Origin of the sequence: Angelakisella massiliensis (assembly GCF_900104675.1) — a bacterium.
Lineage (GTDB): Bacteria > Bacillota > Clostridia > Oscillospirales > Ruminococcaceae > Angelakisella > Angelakisella massiliensis.
Map to the genome: position 1 here is coordinate 220,110 of NZ_LT629945.1, position 20,493 is coordinate 240,602.

The 20,493-nt window shown below is 54.7% G+C and carries 15 protein-coding genes and 1 riboswitch; of the genes, 3 read left to right on the plus strand and 12 right to left on the minus strand.

Annotated features, from left to right (window positions below):
- Positions 1-373: 373 nt before the first annotated feature.
- The 4 genes from mfd to glmU all read right to left on the minus strand — a co-directional run bounded on the left by mfd (position 374) and on the right by glmU (position 7,129).
- On the minus strand, positions 374-3,853 hold the full coding sequence (mfd, locus tag BQ5383_RS06245) for a transcription-repair coupling factor (RefSeq protein WP_071430389.1): 3,480 nt from the start codon (positions 3,851-3,853) through the stop codon (positions 374-376).
- A 118-nt stretch (positions 3,854-3,971) separates the two neighbouring features.
- A complete protein-coding gene (gene pth, locus BQ5383_RS06250; RefSeq protein WP_083389862.1) occupies positions 3,972-4,601 on the minus strand; it encodes an aminoacyl-tRNA hydrolase in 630 nt (209 codons plus the stop codon).
- Positions 4,602-4,707: 106 nt separating this feature from the next.
- Positions 4,708-5,670, minus strand: coding sequence for a ribose-phosphate pyrophosphokinase (locus tag BQ5383_RS06255; RefSeq protein WP_071430391.1), 963 nt, complete (start codon positions 5,668-5,670; stop codon positions 4,708-4,710).
- Positions 5,671-5,746: 76 nt separating this feature from the next.
- The gene (gene glmU / locus BQ5383_RS06260; protein WP_071430393.1) at positions 5,747-7,129 is read right to left on the minus strand and encodes a bifunctional UDP-N-acetylglucosamine diphosphorylase/glucosamine-1-phosphate N-acetyltransferase GlmU; all 1,383 of its coding nucleotides are present in this window, start codon (positions 7,127-7,129) and stop codon (positions 5,747-5,749) included.
- 431 nt (positions 7,130-7,560) lie between these two features.
- On the opposite strand from glmU, the gene ppdK reads away from it, so the two are divergent.
- On the plus strand, positions 7,561-10,194 hold the full coding sequence (gene ppdK / locus BQ5383_RS06265) for a pyruvate, phosphate dikinase (protein ID WP_071430395.1): 2,634 nt from the start codon (positions 7,561-7,563) through the stop codon (positions 10,192-10,194).
- Positions 10,195-10,354: 160 nt separating this feature from the next.
- Here ppdK and BQ5383_RS06270 read toward each other — a convergent pair whose 3' ends face one another.
- The 5 genes from BQ5383_RS06270 to BQ5383_RS06290 all read right to left on the minus strand — a co-directional run bounded on the left by BQ5383_RS06270 (position 10,355) and on the right by BQ5383_RS06290 (position 14,988).
- On the minus strand, positions 10,355-11,422 hold the full coding sequence (locus tag BQ5383_RS06270) for an FUSC family protein (RefSeq protein ID WP_235821951.1): 1,068 nt from the start codon (positions 11,420-11,422) through the stop codon (positions 10,355-10,357).
- Positions 11,406-11,849, minus strand: a complete 444-nt coding sequence (locus BQ5383_RS06275; protein ID WP_071430399.1) for a MarR family winged helix-turn-helix transcriptional regulator — start codon at positions 11,847-11,849, stop codon at positions 11,406-11,408. Before BQ5383_RS06275 ends, BQ5383_RS06270 begins: the two co-directional genes overlap by 17 nt.
- 495 nt (positions 11,850-12,344) lie before the next feature.
- Positions 12,345-12,713, minus strand: coding sequence for a response regulator (locus BQ5383_RS06280; protein ID WP_071430401.1), 369 nt, complete (start codon positions 12,711-12,713; stop codon positions 12,345-12,347).
- 67 nt (positions 12,714-12,780) lie between these two features.
- Positions 12,781-13,263, minus strand: a complete 483-nt coding sequence (locus BQ5383_RS06285; protein WP_083389863.1) for a chemotaxis protein CheX — start codon at positions 13,261-13,263, stop codon at positions 12,781-12,783.
- Positions 13,264-13,362: 99 nt separating this feature from the next.
- Positions 13,363-14,988, minus strand: a complete 1,626-nt coding sequence (locus BQ5383_RS06290; RefSeq protein ID WP_071430405.1) for a DUF342 domain-containing protein — start codon at positions 14,986-14,988, stop codon at positions 13,363-13,365.
- A 429-nt stretch (positions 14,989-15,417) separates the two neighbouring features.
- Here BQ5383_RS06290 and BQ5383_RS06295 point away from each other — a divergent pair, with 429 nt between their 5' ends.
- The gene (locus BQ5383_RS06295) at positions 15,418-16,257 is read left to right on the plus strand and encodes a MerR family transcriptional regulator (RefSeq protein ID WP_071430407.1); all 840 of its coding nucleotides are present in this window, start codon (positions 15,418-15,420) and stop codon (positions 16,255-16,257) included.
- 116 nt (positions 16,258-16,373) lie between these two features.
- Positions 16,374-17,399, plus strand: a complete 1,026-nt coding sequence (locus BQ5383_RS06300) for an NAD(P)H-dependent amine dehydrogenase family protein (protein WP_207646808.1) — start codon at positions 16,374-16,376, stop codon at positions 17,397-17,399.
- Between the two features lie 104 nt (positions 17,400-17,503).
- On the opposite strand, the gene BQ5383_RS06305 is transcribed toward BQ5383_RS06300, so the two are convergent.
- The 3 genes from BQ5383_RS06305 to BQ5383_RS06315 form a co-directional block, all read right to left on the minus strand.
- Entirely contained in the window at positions 17,504-18,070 is a 567-nt protein-coding gene (locus BQ5383_RS06305) for a folate family ECF transporter S component (RefSeq protein WP_071430411.1), read from the minus strand.
- An 82-nt stretch (positions 18,071-18,152) separates the two neighbouring features.
- A riboswitch (THF riboswitch) is annotated at positions 18,153-18,283 on the minus strand.
- A 90-nt stretch (positions 18,284-18,373) separates the two neighbouring features.
- Positions 18,374-18,709: a cupin domain-containing protein gene (locus tag BQ5383_RS06310; RefSeq protein WP_071430413.1), complete on the minus strand. Its 336-nt coding sequence runs from the start codon at positions 18,707-18,709 to the stop codon at positions 18,374-18,376.
- 92 nt (positions 18,710-18,801) lie between these two features.
- The gene (locus BQ5383_RS06315; protein ID WP_071430415.1) at positions 18,802-20,451 is read right to left on the minus strand and encodes a DAK2 domain-containing protein; all 1,650 of its coding nucleotides are present in this window, start codon (positions 20,449-20,451) and stop codon (positions 18,802-18,804) included.
- Positions 20,452-20,493: the final 42 nt, after the last annotated feature.

The window sequence follows — 20,493 nt, forward strand, 5'->3', positions numbered from 1 at the left end:
TCTGCTTCCAGGTTGCATAATAAAAGCCGTGGCTCTCAGTCAAACCGGGAACCACGGCTTTTGGCGTATCAAAAAAACTTTACTTTTGAGAGAGCTACTCCATTTTCCCCTCTGCGCCTTCGGCTCCCCGGGGGAACCGGAGATTTCCCCCATTTTCCGCTCCAGTGGGACCCCAGACGCTAATTAAAAATCAGGTTTATTCCCTGTTTTCTTTCTCTTTTTTTCTTCTTTGAAATCATTTTTCTGTGTACCAGCCGCTTCGGTTTAATCTGAGCGGCTTTTTGCCGCCATCCTGTCATGAGCCGGACAGCAAAAAGGCCGTGGCTCCCATTTTATCTGGAACCACGGCCTTCAGAAAGCAGTTTCAAAAGATTCAGGATTTTGGGGCTGCCTCATCCTCTTCCATTACACCCAACACCTCACGGATGGCATCCAGGGGGGTCTGGTTCTTCTGGACACGGACGGTAAAATAAGGTTTTGCACCGGCATTCACCAGCACACGGCCCTTCATCCGCTGAACCATGGCGATAGTCTTTTCCATATCCAGGTTTTCCGGATAAAGAAGCACGCTGTTGCCCCGTTGGCTGATCTCCTTGATGCCGTGGGCGGCGGCGGAATTACGTACCAGCGCCACATCCAGCAGTCCCTTCACCGCGGCGGGGGGCTCACCGAACCGGTCGATGAGCTCATCCATGGTGTCCATATAATCCTCCTGGGTATATACGCAGGCGATCTTCTTATAGATATCCACCCGCTGGTTGAGGCTGGAAATATAGTCCTCGGGGATATGGGCGCCGATCTGCAGGTCCACCAGGCATTCGGTGGAAGCCTTCACCGGCTCTCCCTTTTCCTCACTGATAGCATCGGAAAGAAGCTTCAGGTACAGGTCGTATCCTACCGCTTCCATATGGCCATGCTGCTGACTGCCCAGAATATCACCAGCTCCCCGAATCTCCAGGTCCCGCATAGCGATGCGGAAGCCGGAGCCGAAGGAGGTGAACTCCCGGATGGCCGCCAGCCGCTTCTCCCCCACCTCGGTGAGGATACGGCCCCGGCGGAAGGTGAAATAGGCATAGGCCCTCCGTCCCGAGCGGCCCACACGGCCCCGCAGCTGATACAGCTGGGACAGGCCCATGCGGTCCGCATCCTCGATGATAAGCGTATTGCAGTTGGGCACATCCACGCCGGTTTCAATAATGGTGGTGCAGACCAGAATATCGATCTCCCGTTCCACCAGCCCCCGCCATACCTGGGAGAGGGCTTCTTCCCCCATTTTTCCGTGGGCGGTCTGAATCCGGGCCTCCGGCAGCCGCTCCTGGAGAAAGGCGGCGCAGCTTTCAATGGAATCCACCCGGTTATGGAGATAAAATACCTGTCCGCCCCGGCGCAGCTCCCGGCGAATGGCCTCCAGGATGATGCCCTCGTTGTATTCCAGCACATAGGTCTGAACCGGATGCCGGTCCTGGGGGGCTTCCTCAATAACAGACATATCCCGGATGCCGCTCATGGCCATGTTCAGGGTCCTGGGAATGGGGGTGGCGGAAAGGGTGAGGACATCCACACTGGCCCGCAGCTCCTTGAACCGCTCCTTGTGGGCCACACCGAACCGCTGCTCTTCGTCGATAACACACAGTCCCAGGTCCTTGAACTCCACATCCTTCTGCACCAGCTTGTGGGTGCCTACCACCACATCGATCTCGCCGGTTTTCAGCTTTCTGAGAATTTCCTTCTGTTCCTTGGGGGAACGGAACCGGGACAGCAGCTCCACCTTGATGGGGTAGCCATCCAGCCTCCGCAGGAAGGTCTGGTAGTGCTGCCAGGCCAAAATCGTGGTAGGGACCATCACGGCGCACTGTTTGCCGTCCAGAACACATTTGAAGATACCCCGGAGGGCCACCTCTGTTTTTCCAAAGCCCACATCTCCACAGAGAAGCCGGTCCATGGGGACAGGGCGCTCCATGTCGGACTTGATCTCCTCGATACACCGCAGCTGGTCGTCCGTCTCCTCATACTCGAACTTCTGCTCAAACTCCCGCTGCCATTCGCTGTCCTCCGAAAAGGCGAAGCCCTTGGTATGCAGCCGTTTGGCATACAGGGCGATCAGCTCCTTGGCCATGTCGGAGACCGCCTTTTTCACCCGCTGGCGGGTCTTGCTCCACTCGCTGGAATTGAGGCGGTTGAGGCGGACGGGGGCATCCTCCTTGCCGCCGATGTATTTGGTCACCAGGTCCAGCTGGGTGACGGGGACAAAAAGCATATCGGTACCGCCATAGCGGATCTTGATATAGTCCTTGACCACTCCCTGGACCTCTTTTTTGACGATTCCCTCAAACTGGCCGATACCGTGGGCGGAATGGACCACATAATCCCCCACCGTCAGATCGGCGATATCCTTGATGGCCTTGCCGTCCCGCCGGGACCGGGTCTTTTTCCGCTTGGTGGGCAGATGAGCGGCCCGGCCATAGGTGAGGATGGCCAACCCCAGCTGGGGATATTCCAATCCGGAGGAAAGGCCCCCTTCGCACACCAGCACCGCGCCCCGCTGGAATTCTCCCTGGTCCTTGGTATATCGCGCGGGGATCTTGTGGCCTTTCAGATCATCCGCCAGAGCCATAGCGCCCCGGACAGTTCCCGCCAGCACCATACAGCAGTACCCCTCCTGGAGGTAATGGTCCAGGTCCTCAATAAGGGTATCCAGCTGACCGCTCCAAACCGACAAGGTATTGGCCCGGATATCCACCAGTTCCCCCAGGCGCTGATTGGGATAGCTGCGCGGGAAGCTGTCCAGCAGGACAGTGGGATGCTCTGTATACAGCCCCGACAAATCGAAGTAATCCACACTGAGCCGGTCACAGCCCTTGGTGAGAACCCCTTCCTCCAGCAGCTGCTTGACATCCTCTTCCTGCTGCCACAGCTGATGGGCCACCGCTTCCTTGACGGCAATGCCGTCGCTGACAAAGAGATACCGGTCCCCCATATAGGACAGCAGGCTGCTCCGCTCCCGGTAAATGAGAGGCAGATAACGGTCCGCGGCAGGGATCTCCCGGCCATCAGCCAGCCGCTCCAGATCCTCTTCCAGGGCAGCCCCTCCTGTTTCCCGCTGCTTCTTGGTCAGCTTCTCCAAATGCTCCCGAAGGATGCCCGATAGTTGTTCCGGGGTATATAACAGCTCCCGGGCGGGGGTGATGACCGTCTTTTCAATGTTTTCCTCCCGCCGCTGGGTCTCGATGGAAAACCGTGCCATGGTGTCGATCTCGTCTCCCCAATATTCCACACGGACGGGCATGGGTGCATCGGGGGGATAAAAGTCCACGATACCGCCCCGGACAGCAAACTGGCAAAGCCCCTCTACCTGGTCGCACCGCTGGTATCCCGCCCACAGCAGATGCTCCACCAGCTCCTGCTGAGGGATGTTCTCTCCGGCGGAAACGGTGCGGATACTTTTGCGCAGCACCGATGGGGGAATGGTCAGCTGGATGGCGGCGGCAGCGGATGCCACAGCGATTCCCTTCTGTCCCTCCAGCAGCCGGCTGAGCACCGACAGCCGCAGGTGTTCATACTCACGGGAAACCCCCTCCACCGGGCGAAGGGTCAGCTCCCGCTCTGGATATTGCCAGGAGATCACCTCCCCGGCGAAGAGATTGATCTCCTCACACAGGCGGGCGGCAGATTGTTCATCGGGGGTGATGATCACTGCTCCCAACCGGTCACGGGTGGTGATGGCGTGGATGATCTGGGCTTTGTGGACCTGGGCGACACCAGTGACCAATACCGGCCACTTTCCTTCGTCCAGAGCCTGGGACAGCTTCTGGAACTGATCCAGTCGGGTCATTTGTTTGGCGATGGATTCCATGGAAACCTCCTGTTTCCGGTCCGCTCCCGCTGTGGGAGGGACATCAGCTTAACGGGATCATCAGGGGAATAAAACGCATTTTTTCTCAGCCGGGTGCTGATCAGCAGCGGCTGTGGGATCAATTGTAATCGCTCATGGCCTTGTCGATATTTCCCGCCAGAATCAGGCGGCAGATGGGGAGAATGTTTTGGAGCAGCTGGCCCAAAGTTTTGACATCCTCCTCAGGAAAGCGGCCCAGCACCCAGTCCGCCAGATCGTAATCGGGGTGAGGCTTTTCCCCCACGCCAAAGCGGACCCGTGGAAAAGTATCCTCCCCCAACAGATAGATGATATTTTTCAGTCCGTTATGCCCTCCGGCGCTGCCTTTACGGCGGATGCGCAGCTTGCCCACCGGCAGAGAGATGTCATCGGAAAACACCAGAATGTGATCGGTGGGGATTTTATAGAAATGGGCCGCCTCCTGCACCGCCTGTCCGGAGAGGTTCATGAAGGTGGAAGGCTTCATCAGCAGCACCCGCTTGCCGTCAATCACAGCGTCGCCGCAGAGGGCTTTGAATTTCAGCTGATCCACCCGGATCCCCAGCTGGGATGCCAATTGGTCCAGCGCGGCAAAACCCACATTGTGACGGGTGCCATCGTATTTGGCGCCGGGATTGCCCAGGCCCACAATCAGCCATTCCACCGGACCGGCGGGAGCCGCTGCGGGTTTGGACTGGATCTTTTTAAACAGATCGAAAATATCACTCATCAGAAAGGTCCTTTCTTTCCCTCAACGACACTTTGGGCAGGACGGGGGAACCCCCGCCCTGCCTTGGGCGTCACTGATGAAATTGTATCACGGTTACAGATCGAAATCAGCCGAACAGAGGAGAAACGGGCTTGTCCTCATAAATGCGGCCAATAGCCTCCGCAAAGACAGGAGCCACAGGCAGCATAGTGATGCGGGCATCCTTGGCGCCTTCCTTCTCGGGGATGGTATCCAGCAGCACCATTTCCTTGATGCAGCTGTTGGTGATGCGCTCAATGGCGGGACCGGAGAGGACACCATGAGTAGCGCAGGCATAAACCTCAGTAGCGCCGCCCACTTCCATCAGGGCCTTGGCAGCGTTGCAGATGCTGCCGGCGGTGTCTACCATATCATCCACCAGGAAAGCGATCTTGCCCTTGACATCACCGATGATGTTCATCACTTCGCAGACATTGGGACGGGGGCGGCGCTTGTCCACAATGGCCAGGGTGGTGTCCATCCGCTCAGCGAATTTCCGGGCACGGGTGACGGAACCCAGGTCGGGAGAAACCACAACCAGATCGTCACGGGGATAATCCTTGAACTTCTCCACAAAGTAAGGGGCCAGGATCGGCACGCCCAGCAGATGATCCACAGGGATGTCAAAGAAGCCCTGGATCTGAGCCGCGTGGAGGTCCATGGTCAGCATCCGGTCAGCGCCGGCGGTGGTGATCAGATCGGCGCACAGCTTGGCAGAGATCGGATCACGGGCCTTGGCCTTACGGTCCTGACGGGCATAGCCGAAGTAGGGGACCACAGCGGTGATCCGTCCGGCGGAAGCCCGCTTGAAGGCATCGATCATGATGAGCAGCTCCATGAGGTTGTTGTTGACGGGGCCGCAGGTGGACTGCACCACGAATACGTCGGAACCGCGGACCGATTCCTCAATGGAAACGGAGATCTCGCCGTCGGCAAAGCTGCTGACGGTGCTCTTGCCCACAGGCAGGCCCAGCTTCTGGGCAATCTCATGGGCAACCTTGGGGTTGGAGTTGGCAGTAAAGATCTTGATGTCCTTGCCGTGAATGTTCATGTGTAACGTCGCTCCTCTTCTATTCTGCAACAGCGCGAAACCGCCGCGCTATGTACCTGATTGACACCGGAGGAAATCACTTTCCCTCCGGCTTTTTCCGGGAATAAAGGCCCCGCTGTTCCTTGACGGTCTCCCGGGCTCTGGCGATGCACAGGCTGTTTTCCGGCAGGTCCACCGTCACAGTGGAACCGGCAGCGGTATAAGCCCCGTCCCCCAGCTTCACCGGCGCCACCAGATTGGTATTGCAGCCGATAAAGCAGTCATCCCCAATAACGGTGCGGTTTTTACCCGTGCCATTATAGTTGACCGTCACCACGCCGCAGCCGAAATTCACCCGGCTGCCGCAGTCGGTGTCCCCAATATAAGTGAGATGGGACGCATGGACGTCCTTGCCCAGAACAGAGTTTTTCAGCTCCACAAAGTCCCCGATCTTGGCTCCCGCGCCGATATGGCAGTCGGGGCGCACCTGGGAAAAGGGGCCGATCTGTACATGGTCCTCCAGTACCGAGCGGGTGATCCAAGTGGCCTTGACCACCGAGCCATCCCCGACTTTTGCATCCTCCAGCATGGAGTTGGGACCGATCACGCAGTTTTCCCCGATCACACAGTTTCCTTTTATCACAGTACCCGGGAGGATGGTGGTATCCCGTCCGATCACCGCCTGAGGACTGATGATGACACCGTCGGTGACGGGAATATCCACACCCTGGTCATAAAGACGGTCAAAAACCATCTCCCGCGCGATATCATTCAGCTGGGCCAGCTGGCGGCGGCTGTTTGCCCCCAGCACCACCCGGGCATCCCCGGCGTCGCAGGCGTCGGTGCGATAGCCCTTGCCTCTGAGGATGGCCAGCGTATCGGTGAGATACAGCTCCCCCTGGGCATTGGCGGGGGTCAGCTCCTCCAAAGCTTCCAGCAAGGGGCCGCACTGATACCAGCAGGCTCCGGCGTTGATCTCCCGGACTTGCCGCTGGGCATCATCAGCGTCCCGCTCCTCCACAATGGCCTCCACACCGTTCTCTCCCCGAATGATGCGGCCATATCCAAAAGGATCATCCACTACGGCGGAGACCACCGTCATGGCATTGCCCTGCTCCTTGTGCTGCCGGTAAGCTTTCTCAATCACCTCCGGGAACAGAAAGGGGGCGTCCCCGAAGAGGACCAGCAGATCCTCCCCCAGATGTGCCCGGATAAAATCCGCCGCGCAGCGGACCGCGTGGCCGGTACCCAGGCGCTCCCGCTGCTCCACGGTAGCGATTTCCTCCGGCAGGATCCCACGGACATCCTCCGCGCCCTTTCCCACCACGACACAAAGCTCACCTACACCAGCTCCGGCGCAGTTGTCCAGCACCCAGCGAAGCATGGGCTGAAACAGCACCTGACAAAGAACTTTCGAGCTTTTGGAACGCATCCGTTTGCCGTCTCCGGCAGCCAGGATCAGTCCGCAGGTATGATTCATCAGCAGGCTCCCTTCTGTCTGAACCCCCGCTTCGGGGAAAGACCAAGCAAAATACCGGAGACGCGAAAAACGGCTCCGTTAAACGTTTCAATCATCTATATGCAGCCAAACCGGCGTTCAGCTGTGTTAATACATCAATATGCTTATATTATGGCAACTTTTGCCCCTGATTGCAACCCCCAGACAGGGACTTTTGAAGGGGGAACGGAATCTTCATTCATTTTCCATGACTTTTTCTCCCCTTGGGAAAAGGAAATCCATCTTTTCACTAAATTTTGATTGTTTGTCCATAAAAAAGCAAGGTTTTTACTGGTATTTTTAAATGCCATTTGCTATAATATGCAGTGAATGTAGGACGCCGGTTTTTCTAACGGTAGAGCCGGAATAAAAGCGGCGGCTGGCATCGAAAAAATTAGGAGGTACCAAAAGACATGAGCAAGAAATTCGTTTACATGTTCTCCGAGGGCAACGGCTCCATGCGTGAGCTGTTGGGCGGCAAGGGCGCCAACCTGGCTGAAATGACCAGACTTGGCATGCCTGTTCCTCAGGGCTTCACCGTAACCACCGAGGCCTGCACCCAGTATTATGCCGATGGCAAAAAGATCAGCGATGAGATCCAGGCTGAGATCTACAAGAATATGGCTGAGCTGGAGAAGATCTCCGGCAAGAAGTTCGGCGACAAGGAAAACCCCCTGCTGGTTTCCGTTCGTTCCGGCGCCCGCGCTTCCATGCCCGGTATGATGGACACCATCCTGAACCTGGGCCTCAATGACGAGGTTGTGGAGAGCTTCGCCAAGAAGACCAACAACCCCCGTTTCGCTTATGACTCCTACCGCCGCTTCATCCAGATGTATTCCGACGTCGTTATGGAAGTGGGCAAGGGCTACTTCGAGAAGCTCATCGACGAGATGAAGGAGAAGAAGGGCGTCAAGCTGGACACCGAGCTGGACGCTGACGATCTCAAGGAGCTGGCTCGCCTGTTCAAGGAGGAGTTCAAGGCCAAGAAGGGCTTCGACTTCCCCTCCGATCCCAAGGAGCAGCTGATGGGCGCCATCATGGCCGTGTTCCGCAGCTGGGACAACCCCCGCGCCATCTACTACAGAAGAATGAACGACATCCCCTCCTCCTGGGGTACTGCCGTTAACGTCCAGATGATGGTCTTCGGCAACACCGGCGATACTTCCGGTACCGGCGTGGCCTTCACCCGTAACCCCGCCACCGGCGAGAAGAAGCTGTTCGGCGAGTTCCTGATGAACGCTCAGGGCGAAGACGTGGTGGCCGGCGTCCGTACTCCCCAAACCATCGATCAGCTGAAGGAGATCATGCCTGAGGCTTACGAGCAGTTTGTGGACATCTGCGGCAAGCTGGAGAAGCACTACAGAGATATGCAGGATATGGAGTTCACCATTGAGGACAAGAAGCTCTATATGCTCCAGACCCGTAACGGCAAGCGTACCGCTACCGCCGCTCTCCAGATCGCCTGCGACCTGGTTGACGAGGGTATGATCTCTGAGCAGGAAGCTGTTCTGATGGTAGACCCCAAGCAGCTGGACGCTCTGCTCCATCCCCAGTTTGACGCTGCCGCTCTGAAGGCTGCCAAGCCCATCGGCACCGCTCTCCCCGCTTCCCCCGGCGCTGCCTGCGGCCGCGTGGTGTTCACCGCTGAAGAGGCTGTGGAAATGGCCGAGAAGGGTGAGAAGGTTGTTCTGGTCCGTCTGGAGACCTCTCCTGAGGACATCCATGGTATGGACGTTTCCGAGGGTATCCTCACCGTCCGCGGTGGTATGACCTCCCACGCCGCTGTTGTTGCCCGTGGTATGGGTACCTGCTGCGTTTCCGGCTGCGGCGAGATCAAGATGAACGAGGAAGAGGGCTACTTCGAGCTGGCCGGCAGAACCATCAAGAGAGGCGACTACATCTCTCTGGACGGCACCACCGGTAACATCTACGGTGAAGCCATCCCCACCGTTCCCGCTTCCATCACCGGCAACTTCGGCCGTCTGATGGCTTGGGCTGACAAGTATCGTGACCTGGGTGTCCGCACCAATGCCGATACCCCCAGAGATGCCAAGAAGGCTGCCGAGTTCGGCGCCGAGGGCATCGGTCTGTGCCGTACCGAGCACATGTTCTTTGATGCTGACCGTATCCCCGCTATGCGCGAGATGATCGTTTCCGAGACTGTGGAGCAGAGAGAGAAGGCTCTGGCCAAGCTGCTGCCCATGCAGAGAGGCGACTTCGAGGCTCTGTACGAGGCTATGGAAGGCAAGGCTGTCACCATCCGCTTCCTGGATCCTCCGCTCCATGAGTTCCTGCCCACCGCTGAGGAGGACATCGTTGCTCTGGCCAAGGAGATGAACATGACCGTTGAGGCTCTGAAGGCTGTTATCGCCTCCCTCCACGAGTTCAACCCCATGATGGGTCACCGCGGCTGCCGTCTGGCTGTCACCTATCCCGAGATTGCCGCTATGCAGACCCGCGCTGTCATCGAGGCTGCTGTCAACGTTCAGAAGAAGCATCCTGAGTGGAACATCGAGCCTGAGATCATGATCCCCCTGGTTGGCGAGATCAAGGAGCTGGCTTATGTCAAGGGTGTTGTGGTTGAGACCGCTGACAAGGTTCTGGCCGAGGCTGGCATCACCATGAAGTACCATGTTGGTACCATGATCGAGATCCCCCGTGCTGCTCTGACCGCTGACGAGATTGCCACCGAGGCTGAATTCTTCTCCTTCGGTACCAACGACCTGACTCAGATGACCTTCGGCTTCTCCCGTGACGACGCCGGCAAGTTCCTGGGCGCTTACTATGACAAGAAGATCTACGAGCAGGATCCCTTTGCTCGTCTGGATCAGAAGGGCGTTGGCAAGCTGGTTGACATGGCTGCTCAGCTGGGCCGTAAGACCCGTCCCGACATCCACCTGGGTGTCTGCGGCGAGGTTGGCGGTGATCCTTCCTCCGTGGAGTTCTTCCACAAGGTTGGCCTGACCTATGTCTCCTGCTCTCCCTACCGTGTGCCGATCGCTCGTCTGGCTGCCGCTCAGGCTGCCATCAAGAACCCCCGCAAGTAAGAATCCCACCGCTTGCCATAGGATCTGATCAGGTGGGAACCCAGATTCCATCGCTGTGGTATGATTTGACCGTGGAGGTTGCTGTCTAAACACCAAAACCCCCGTACATTGCCCAAATGGTAATGTACGGGGGTTTTTTTATATTCTCTCTTTTTCTTTGTTATTCACTTTCCGGCATTGGAAGAAATCTGATCGCCACCAGTTGGTGGAAAATCGCTGCGAAGACCAGGCCAAATGTCACTCCCAGCAGCGTATCCACGATGCGCAGCATAACCGCACCTGTAAGCCCATAGATTTCGGTTGCCAGCATCAGCGCGCCAAAGCAGTTCATGGCCGTCTTGTACCGATAGTCAGTACAGAAACCCAAGCATAGTCCTCCCAATGGCCCCATCAACGGATGCAGGGCTTCCGGCATTACAAGATAGAAAATGAAAAATCCACAGCAGCCTGCGACTGCGCCTACGATTCTCTGCCAAAAACGGGGGAAGGCATTACCACGATAGGGATATTCCGACAGCAGCGACGCACAGGCAAAACCCATCCACATAAACCGCTGTACACCAAAGGCCTGCCCGGCAGTCAACACCAGGCTCACCCCAAGGGCCATGCGCAGCTGCCACAGGAAGATGGGGGCAGACAACTCAGATTCCCGCACCACTTGACGAAAACGAGTTGTTTTGTGCTGGTGCCGATGCTTGGCAAACAGGATTGCTCCACAGATCAAATAGCCCACCAGCGCCAAGAGTCCACGTCGTACCAGAGCCTCTCCAGCCACAGGGTTGCCTGTCAGGTAGATGTAGGCAAAGCTGTATAAACCGCCATTGCCCATTTCGGGCCGCTGGGTGGTCATAAAAAGCACAGCGAAAAAAGCCGCAAAGTGCAGTAGAATCAAAAAGACCGGCGGGAGCACCGCCGCTATGCTGGGTACAAACACCAGAATCGCCAGCACCGCTGCCAGGGTTACAAGGGAGTCCCCAATGTGGTACTGGAAATTGACGAAACGAATCCCCAGCATCATGCAGAACAAGGCCACGGCCAGAGGGGTGTTGTCGGCACCAAAGACACCGGACAGCACACTGATAAATACAATGGCAAAAGCAACGATCAGCGCTGAGCGTACTGCTATGGCAGTCCAATAATATGTTTTTTCCTGTCTTGTGCTGCAAGCCGCAATTTTCCCTTTGAGTATGGAGGGGTCCATCTGCAGCGCATTATAAAATTTCATCATCGGTATTCCGTTGTCCTTTCTCAATATGTGCGGCCAGTTTATCCGCATAATACATAAACGCCTCAAAGTCTTCGCCGGAACTTCTCCATAAATCATAGAAGGGCTGCAGGATGCTTTCATACCCCTTCCTTAATTCTTCAAGACCGGTTTCTGTGAGAAACAGTTGGTAGCTCCGCTCATCTTTTGTTTGTTTCTGTTTGCGGATGCAGTTTTTTTCATACAGCGCTTTGAGGCAGCGGCTTACCGCTTCTTTCTTCATACCGCTGTTTTTTCCCAGCAAAACGGGTGTATTTTCTTCGGGCCGCAAATACAGATGAGCCAAAAGTTCACATTCGCTGACGGTCAATGCAGATTTGTGTATGGGCAGCAGGGCGCGCATGATCTTTTGCATCTGCTGCTGATAATGCATCATATCTGTCCATTCCATGGATATTCCTCCTGTATGTAGTTAACTTTGTTAATTATATGCTTGAAAATCTTATTTGTCAATAGATCTTTTGACAGCATGAAACATTGCAGGTTCTCTTTTGGAGGCGGAGGGCTCTTGAATCTAAGGTGAAAAGATCATTTTCCTTAAAGTGACGCTCATTGGTTTCATGTATTTTTTCGGCCTTTTGAAAGCCCCTGGCTATTTTTCTCTTTCAGGGAAACTGTCCTAACTTTTCTTCCCGATTTCGGCAATGAAATACCACTTGTATCTCTGCCTTGGCTCTCGGAAATAAAACAGCAGTAAAAAGAGCACCTCCATACTGTGTGTATGAAAGTGCTCTTTTGAGGTTTGATTCTGTATTCTCCGCCCGGTCCGAAGCTTTTTATCCCATCCCAGTCTCTTTTGGGCGCAATTTCCTGTATCGGTTTGCAGTCTTTTTGCTTCACAGAAACCCTCAGCCTGCCAAAAATGGGTACAGCATGGGAACTGATCTTATTGGTCTGCAAAAGCCGTTTCCACCGCCTGCAGAAGCTGCTCCCGTTCAAAGGGCTTATACACAAAGCCTTTTGCACCGATATCCTTGGCTTCATTGACTGTATCGTCATAGGCCAGAGAGGAAACCATCAGAACGCGGGCATCGGCGTGAGCCTGCAGCAGCAGCCGGGCTGCCTGTAAACCATCCATTCCCGGCATTACAATGTCCATCGTCACCAAATCCGGTTGGGTAGTCTCATACATAGCCAAGGCGTCTTCGCCATTCTGGCAGCAGGCAACTACCTGATAATCTGTTCCAGACAGCATTTCCTGTAATTGCAGCTGAGCAATTCTGGAATCATCAACAACCATAATTTTCTTTGGCATCTCTGTGGCCCTCCTGTTTTGGTCTTTTTTATTTTGAGTTCCGGTATGTACAACATCGCAAGCAGTATCAGCAAGGCATAATGGAATTTTTCTCTTCATTGGGCGGCAGCCCCACGCAAATCAGCTGCATACTTCCATCCTTTTCGCTGTTATAGGTAAGAATATGCCGGCAGCTGGATTTTGACTCCGGAATGAACTTTCCCGGACGAAACCGGGGCGTTTGAAATCGGGATGGGATATGGGCGATTTGAAAAAATCCGGCAGCGACTCTGCCGCAAAGCACATTAAAATACTCCGTTGCCACGTCTTCAATATCCTGGCTGGTTACTGTTTCCTGTTTCATCACATTTTGAGCCAGTCTGACCAATAGCGCCATATCCGCATGCAGCAGCAGCGCCGCACGATGCTCTCCTTCCAATACTGTGTGAACAGTACAAACATTTTCTGAAAGTCCTACATCATCCTTCATCAGCTGAATACCTGCAAAACATTTGGTAATATCCTGCATGGACCGATCTAATACGCAGTGAACCTCCTGATGGATAGACATACAGACTTCCCTCCCCCTGTTTAATGGAATTACCGCTTGAAAGCGGATAGCTTTGGCACAAACGCTTTTAAATTGTCGGCGGAGCAAATTGGAGACTGTTTACAGGTAACCGACCCACCCGTTTTTCAGTCCTACAGCACAGTTCTGCCGCAGCGCATCAACCGTCATCGTATCATGACCAATGGTAACATTCGTACCTGGATAGACCGTACGGCAGTAAAAGCATCCTATATTTTCTTCTTCATCATGGGCCGAGCTGAGCAAAGCTTCCAGTTCCTTTTCAAATTTCTCCAGCTTCATTTCGGCCACATACTGGTTCAAATGCAGTTTGGAAAGTTTCTGGTCCCGCTGGGGGCTTTTAGGCTGCCGTTCCAGCGCTGCCAGGTCCTTGTTGATGGTTTCCAGCTCCTTGAGCAGCTGGATTTTTTGGGCCTCCTCACAGGGTTTTCCGCCCAAAATCACATGAGTGCACCGTTCCGTTTTAGTACCCACGATGGCGGCGATAACATCCTGAGCCGCACGAATGGTGCCTCCAATCAAAACACCCCGTCCGGTGGATACCTGCACCGTGCCATTGCAATATACCTCGCAGTTGATCATACAGTCTGCGTAAACATTTTTCTCCCCGTAAACGGTACACTGTTCCAGATACTTGGCATAGATACACTGATGCGCGTGAAGCACCGCACGCCCCTGTCCCTGCACACCGCTGGAAACAATGATGTTTTCTCCGGCTTCCACGGAACAGCCTTCCATCACGCCGTCAATCTGAACATTTCCTATGGCGCGGATGGAAAAACCGGTGGAAAGATCCCCGTGGATATGAATATCTCCCAAAAAGTTTATTACTCTTGGATGTTCCAGCTCCTGTTGGGAAATATGCAGCACCGGCTTGACCTGAAAACATCTTCCGCTAAATCCCAGATGGCCGGGCTGACTGGCCACCAGAAACCTGCCGTCAGCGGAAAGCTGCGTATTGCGGCCCTGAGGCGGCTGAGCGCTGCATCCCATTTGGGCTGCAATGACCTCCCCTGTCACTGTTCTGCCGGGAACGCCTGCGGTGGGCGGGAAAATCTCACAGATCACCTCTCCCTGGCGGATATCCTGCACCAGATGCAGATCCTCATAATCCATCTGATCCAGCTGTTCCACATGAACATAAGTGCTCTGCTCATATGTTCGGGGATAATGCTCCTCCACATATCCATCTCTGCCTGGAACCGGCATGGTTCCGGTTGCAATGAGGAAAAGATAAAAATACCGGTTGGACATCAGCTGCAGCCGTTCCAGCGTTCCCGACTTGATCCCACTGACCACTCCATGGGCAGACAGCTGCTGTTGGATTTCTTCCTTGCTTTGCTGATGCTCCATCCCCACCGGAGGGAAAAACAGCAGCCAGGCAGCCATTTTATCACTGGAAACAAAAATAAAGGACCCTTCCTCCAGCTGCACCGTCCTCTTTTGCTGGCACTGGAAAAAAATCTCTCTCAAGCGTTCCTGAGCGGCATAATCGATCAAAAAGGTCAGGCGCTTCATTTCCTCCTTCAGATCCTTCACCGGCAGAGAAACTCCCTGGGGAATGCCGGAAGCCAGATTCAAGCGCAGAGGCAGCTGAGCACAGCAATCACCAGCCCAAAGCACCCTCAGCTTGTTCAGCCCGTGGTTCGGGGGAAATGTCAGCTCATATCTCTCCTGCTCCATAGGGCAGCTTTCCATCTGAGCCATAGTCGTCCCTCCTTTCTTCCCAGCTTGTTTCCATAGACAGCATCTTTTGGTTTTCCAAGTATCTGCAGTTCTGTTCCCGCTTTGTAATATGTTTTTTCTATCACAAAGATCATCTACAAGCAATATCGGCTGAATTGTGAATAAGTTTAGTCATTTTTAAGTCATTATGGAAAATATTGTTTTTTTGTCAACCTTTTTACAAGTTTAACCAGTTGATAAAAATGGTACTCTGGAAGAGCATTCTGGAGCAATAAAAAAATCTGATCATCAGACTGTAGAAAACCTGGTTTAGGAAGCAACTGTTATGGGAGCAGTTTTTTTGAGGTCAGCTGGCCCTTTCTTTCCGAATCTGTTATAATAATAACAATCAGTAATGAACCAAAACTCTCACCCTGCCGCAGAGTTTGAAAAGAAGTTGGAGGCTATACCATGAAAAATCTGATGAAGATCGGCGAAATGGCTCGGTTCAACCAGGTATCTGTTCCCACCCTCCGGCTGTATGACCGGATGGGACTTTTGAAGCCCTGCCATATTGATCAAGACAGCGGTTACCGCTACTACAGTATTTATCAAAAAGCCCGGCTGGATATGATCCAGTATATGAAGGAGCTGGGGATGAGTCTGGGGGAGATCAAAACACTTCTGGAGCAGGGGGACATTCAGCTGATCGAATCCACCCTGATCCGGAAGAAAAAACAGGTTCGGCAGCAAATCGCGGAACTGGAAACACGGCTGGGAGCCATTACCCGTGCTATTGAAAGCACCGAACGGTTCCGGAAAGCCCCCAATAAGGGGATGACCACGGTGGAATATATCCCCCATCGGAAAATTTATGTGATGCACACCGATGTTAATTTTTATGACCACGATATTTCTGTTTATGAGGAGATCCTGGGACAGCTGAAGCTGGATATTCTTCGTCACGGATTGCCCCAGCTGTACTACTGCAACGCAGGCACCATCCTTCCCCGGGAATATTTTCTCAGCCAGCATCTGGAATCCCATGAGATTTTCGTCTTTGTGGATGACAACTTCCCCGAAAGCCAAACGGTGCGCCGGATAGACAGCGGTATGTTCGCCTGCATTTATCTGGACCGTTTCGAGGATGAACCGGCCTATGCGGCCAAGCTGCTGGAATACTGCACTCAAAACGGTTATACCGTCTGCGGAGATTATCTTTGTGAGGTTTTAACTGAATTCAATGTTTTTGACAGCCAGCATCGCTCCATGTTTCTCCGGTTGCAGGTGCCGCTTTCCTTCCAGCAGTAAAATTTGTGAAATAAAAAACAATTTCCTCTTGACTCTCATCCAAGGTGAGGCTGTATGCTGGAAGCAAGAAGAAGGCGGATATCGCCTGAAGTCAGATGAATAAGGAGGCACCAAGGATGAGCAAGATCAAAGTGGTACAGTACGGCTGCGGAAAAATGAGCAAATACACCCTGCGTTATCTTTATGAGCATGGGGCTCAGATCGTGGGCGCCATTGATGTCAACCCCGCCATCATCGGCATGGATATCGGCGATTACGCCGAACTGGGCGTAAAAACCGGCGTCCTCATCAGCGACAAGGCTGAAGAGGTCCTGGACAGCACTCAGCCGGATATCGCCATTGTCACCCTGTTCAGCCTGGTCAGTGACTGCTACGATCATTTTGTCAACTGCCTGAGCCGGGGGATCAATGTCATCACCACCTGCGAGGAAGCCACCTATTGCTGGACTACCGATCCGGTCCGGGCCAACAAGCTGGATGTGCTGGCCAAAGCCAACAACTGCACCTTTGTGGGCAGCGGCATGGAGGATACCTTCTGGGTCAACATGGTGGGAATGGTAGCCGGCAGCTGCAACACTATCCGCAAAATTGAAGGTGCGGTCAGCTACAATGTGGAAGATTACGGTCTGGCCCTGGCCAAAGCCCACGGCGTCGGCCTGACCCCCGAGGAATTTGAGCAGCAGATCGCTCATCCCGAAACCCTGGAGCCCTCCTATGTCTGGAACTCCAACGAAGCTCTGGCCTCCAAGATGGGCTGGACCATCAAGAGCCAGACCCAGAAGTGCGTCCCCTATTTCCATGACAGCGATCTGTATTCTTCCACCCTGGGAGAGACCATCCCCAAGGGCAACTGCATCGGAATGGCCGCTGTAGTCACTACTGAGACCTTCCAAGGTCCGGTTATCGAGACCCAGTGCATCGGCAAGGTTTACGGACCGGATGATGGCGATATGTGTGACTGGAAGATCACCGGTGAGCCGGACACCCAGTTCCATGTGGTCAAACCCGCTACGGTGGAGCATACCTGCGCCACCATCGTCAACCGGATTCCCAGCGTTCTCCGCGCTCCGGCGGGGCTGATCACCCTGGATGAGCTGGATGAGCTGGGCTACCTCACCTATCCCATGGAATATTATCTGTAATTCCCTGGTCCAGTCCCCGGTGAAGTGATTTTTTCATGAAATAAGAAGGGCCTCCCAACGGCGGTACGGGTAACCGTCATTGGGAGGTCCTTTTCCTGTTCTGTTTACGCCGCGCGTCTGGATCTTGCCTGCGCCTGGAGTACGATTCCGGATACCGTCACCAGCATCAGCGCTTCCAGCGGCAGCATTGCCACATTCTTAAAAATCCTCATAGGCAGATCTGCCAGCAATCCTTTCCCGTACAGCAGCTTCAGCCACAGGCTGTTGAGGAAAATGTTCAGGAAAAGATTGATCACCAGCTTGGTGCAGAAAGCCCGGCGATAGGTGACAGGCCGGTGGTAGAGGGCAATGCCCCAGATGAGTCCCGCCAAAACAGCGGTAATGGTGAAGCCGGGAAAATAGGCTCCCCCGCCGTTGTTGAACAGATATCCCACCATGTCTCCCGCGGCTCCTGCCATCATCGCCACCACCGGCCCGAACAGCATCCCCACCATGGCGCTGGTGAGAAAACCAAAGCCGATGCGCAGCTGGGGCGTCAGCTGGATACGGATATTCAGCGCATCCAGCGTAACGTTCAGGGCGATGAACAGGGCCGTCACCACCAAGGTCCTTGTTTTGTTCAGCTCATTGGCGGATTGCCTCAAGCGCTGCCACAAATTTTTTTCCTGCATCAAAAAACCTCCATTCTTACAGCGAAAGGCGCTGCAAAAATGGAGGAAAGCCCAAAGGGGCCCAAAACTCCGGCATTGATGCAGCAGCGGGATGCAGAGCCTACACCGCAGGATCACCCATTTCGTCCACAGAACAACTCCCCGTTTCCATGGCACTGGAGGCCGATACATCTCCTGAAGGAAAACGGCCAACGCGCAGGCTCTTACTCTGCTATCGCTATTTTCAGTTGTGCGCCGGTCCTTCCGGCGTCAAGGACATCATAGCACACCCTCGCTGCGGATGCAAGAGGCGGCGACAGCTTCTTACAGATGTTCCGGCACCACGGCGAAAAAGATCAGATCCCTGTCTCCTTCATTGCAGAGGCTGTGGCCGGTTCCCATGGGGCAGTAATGACAATCTCCTGCTTCCAGCATCTCCCGGCCTCCATCAGCCAGATACATGGTGCCCATGCCCTCCAGGATATAAATGATCTCACTGTTGCTCTCATGGGTGTGCATACCAATGGAAGCGCCCGGCTCCAGCCGTCCCTTCATGATTTTATTGCGGCTGTCGCTGAAGGACCGGAGATAAAATTCCTTTTTTCCCCCTTTGAAGCCCGGCAGCTTCTGCTCCTCCATCTGTTCCATCTGAAGCTTCATACTTTCACTCCTTTTCTTTGAGCTGAAAACAGACTTTCTCTCCAAAAAAGGACGGACAGCCGCAGCCATCCGTCCCGGAAAGTTTTTGCCGTTTATTCCACCGAAATGGTGAGATAGTAGACCGGCTGACCGCCATTGATGAGGGCCAGGTCCACTTCCTTGGGCAGCTTCTCCCGCACAGCGGCTTCCAGCTCCGCCGCCTGTTCCTCAGTAACATTCTCACCGTAAATGAGGGTGACAAAAGTGCTGTCCTTATTTAACAGCGCCTTGACCAGCTTTACAGCGCAGCGCTTCAGATCCCGCTCAGTAAAGGAGACCTTGCCGTTTTCCAGCGCCAGCAGCTCTCCTTCCTTGATCTTGTGACCATCATAATCGCTGTCCCGGGCCGCGAAGGTGATCTGTCCGGTGCCTACCCGCTCAGCAGCCTTGCCCATGGCAATGACGTTTGCCTGGGCATCCTCTTCACCGTTGAAGGCCAGCATAGCCGACAAGCCCTGGGGAATGGTGCGGGTGGGAATGACCTTGACCTCCCGGGTCTTCACCAGCTTGGCGGCCTGTTCCGCAGCCATGATGATATTCTTGTTGTTGGGCAGCACAAACACTGTGCCGGAGGGGGTAGCCTCAATGGCGTTGATGATGTCGTCAGTGGAGGGATTCATAGTCTGTCCGCCGCTGACCACATGATTGACCCCCAGATCGGTAAACAGCTGCTGCACCCCTTCGCCCGCCGCTACAGCCACAAAGCCAAAAGGAATGTCCGGATCCACCGGCACCTTGTTGAGGGCCTTGGCGGCAGTTGCCTTCTGCTGCTCCTCATACTGCAGGCGCATATTGTCGATCTTCATCTTGGTCAGCATACCGTACTCCAGCGCCTTTTGAATGGCCTTGCCGGGGTTGTCGGTATGAACGTGGCATTTGATGATATCCTCGTCATCCACCACCACCGCGCTGTCGCCGATGGATTCCAGATAAGCCCGGAGGGTCAGGGGATCCTTGGTGGTTTCTTTGTTTTTGATGACAATAAACTCGGTGCAGTAGGTGAAGGTAATATCTCCTTCATACTCTCCCGCAGCGTTGACATCCACATGGATGGCGCCTTCCCCGCCTTCCTGTCCGGCAGGCTGGATCACACCGTTGCCGGCAAAGACCGACTGCATTCCTTCAAAAATGCAGACCAGTCCCGCTCCGCCGGCGTCCACCACACCGGCCTTTTTCAGTACCGGCAGCTGCTCCGGTGTTTTGGCCAGGGCGTCCCTGGCGGCCGCCACCAGCTGATCCCACATTGCCGCCACCGTGGTATCCTCGGTATAACCGGCCTTGATGGTCTCAGCGGAAACACGGGCCACGGTGAGCATGGTGCCCTCAGTGGGCTTCATGACCGCCTTATAAGCGGATTCCACACCGATGCTCAGGGCGTTGATAAGATCATCCGCCTCAGCGGTTTCCTTCCCCTTGAGGCCCTTGGAAAAGCCCCGGAACAACAGGGAGGTGATTACGCCGGAGTTGCCCCGGGCTCCCCGGAGCAAAGCGGAGGAAGCGGTCTTGGAAACTTCGGCCACGGTGGCGTCGTCCGCCAGTCCCTCCAGCTCCCGCTTTGCGGCGTTGATGGTCATGCTCATATTGGTACCGGTGTCGCCATCCGGCACAGGAAAGACGTTCATGGCGTCTACCTGCTGCTTCTGATTGGTGATATTGTTGGCCGCCGAGATCATGGCGTCCCGCAAATCTCTGCCACTAATCAACTTTCGTACGCTCCTTTCGGAGAGGCTGTTCCCCGCTTATGG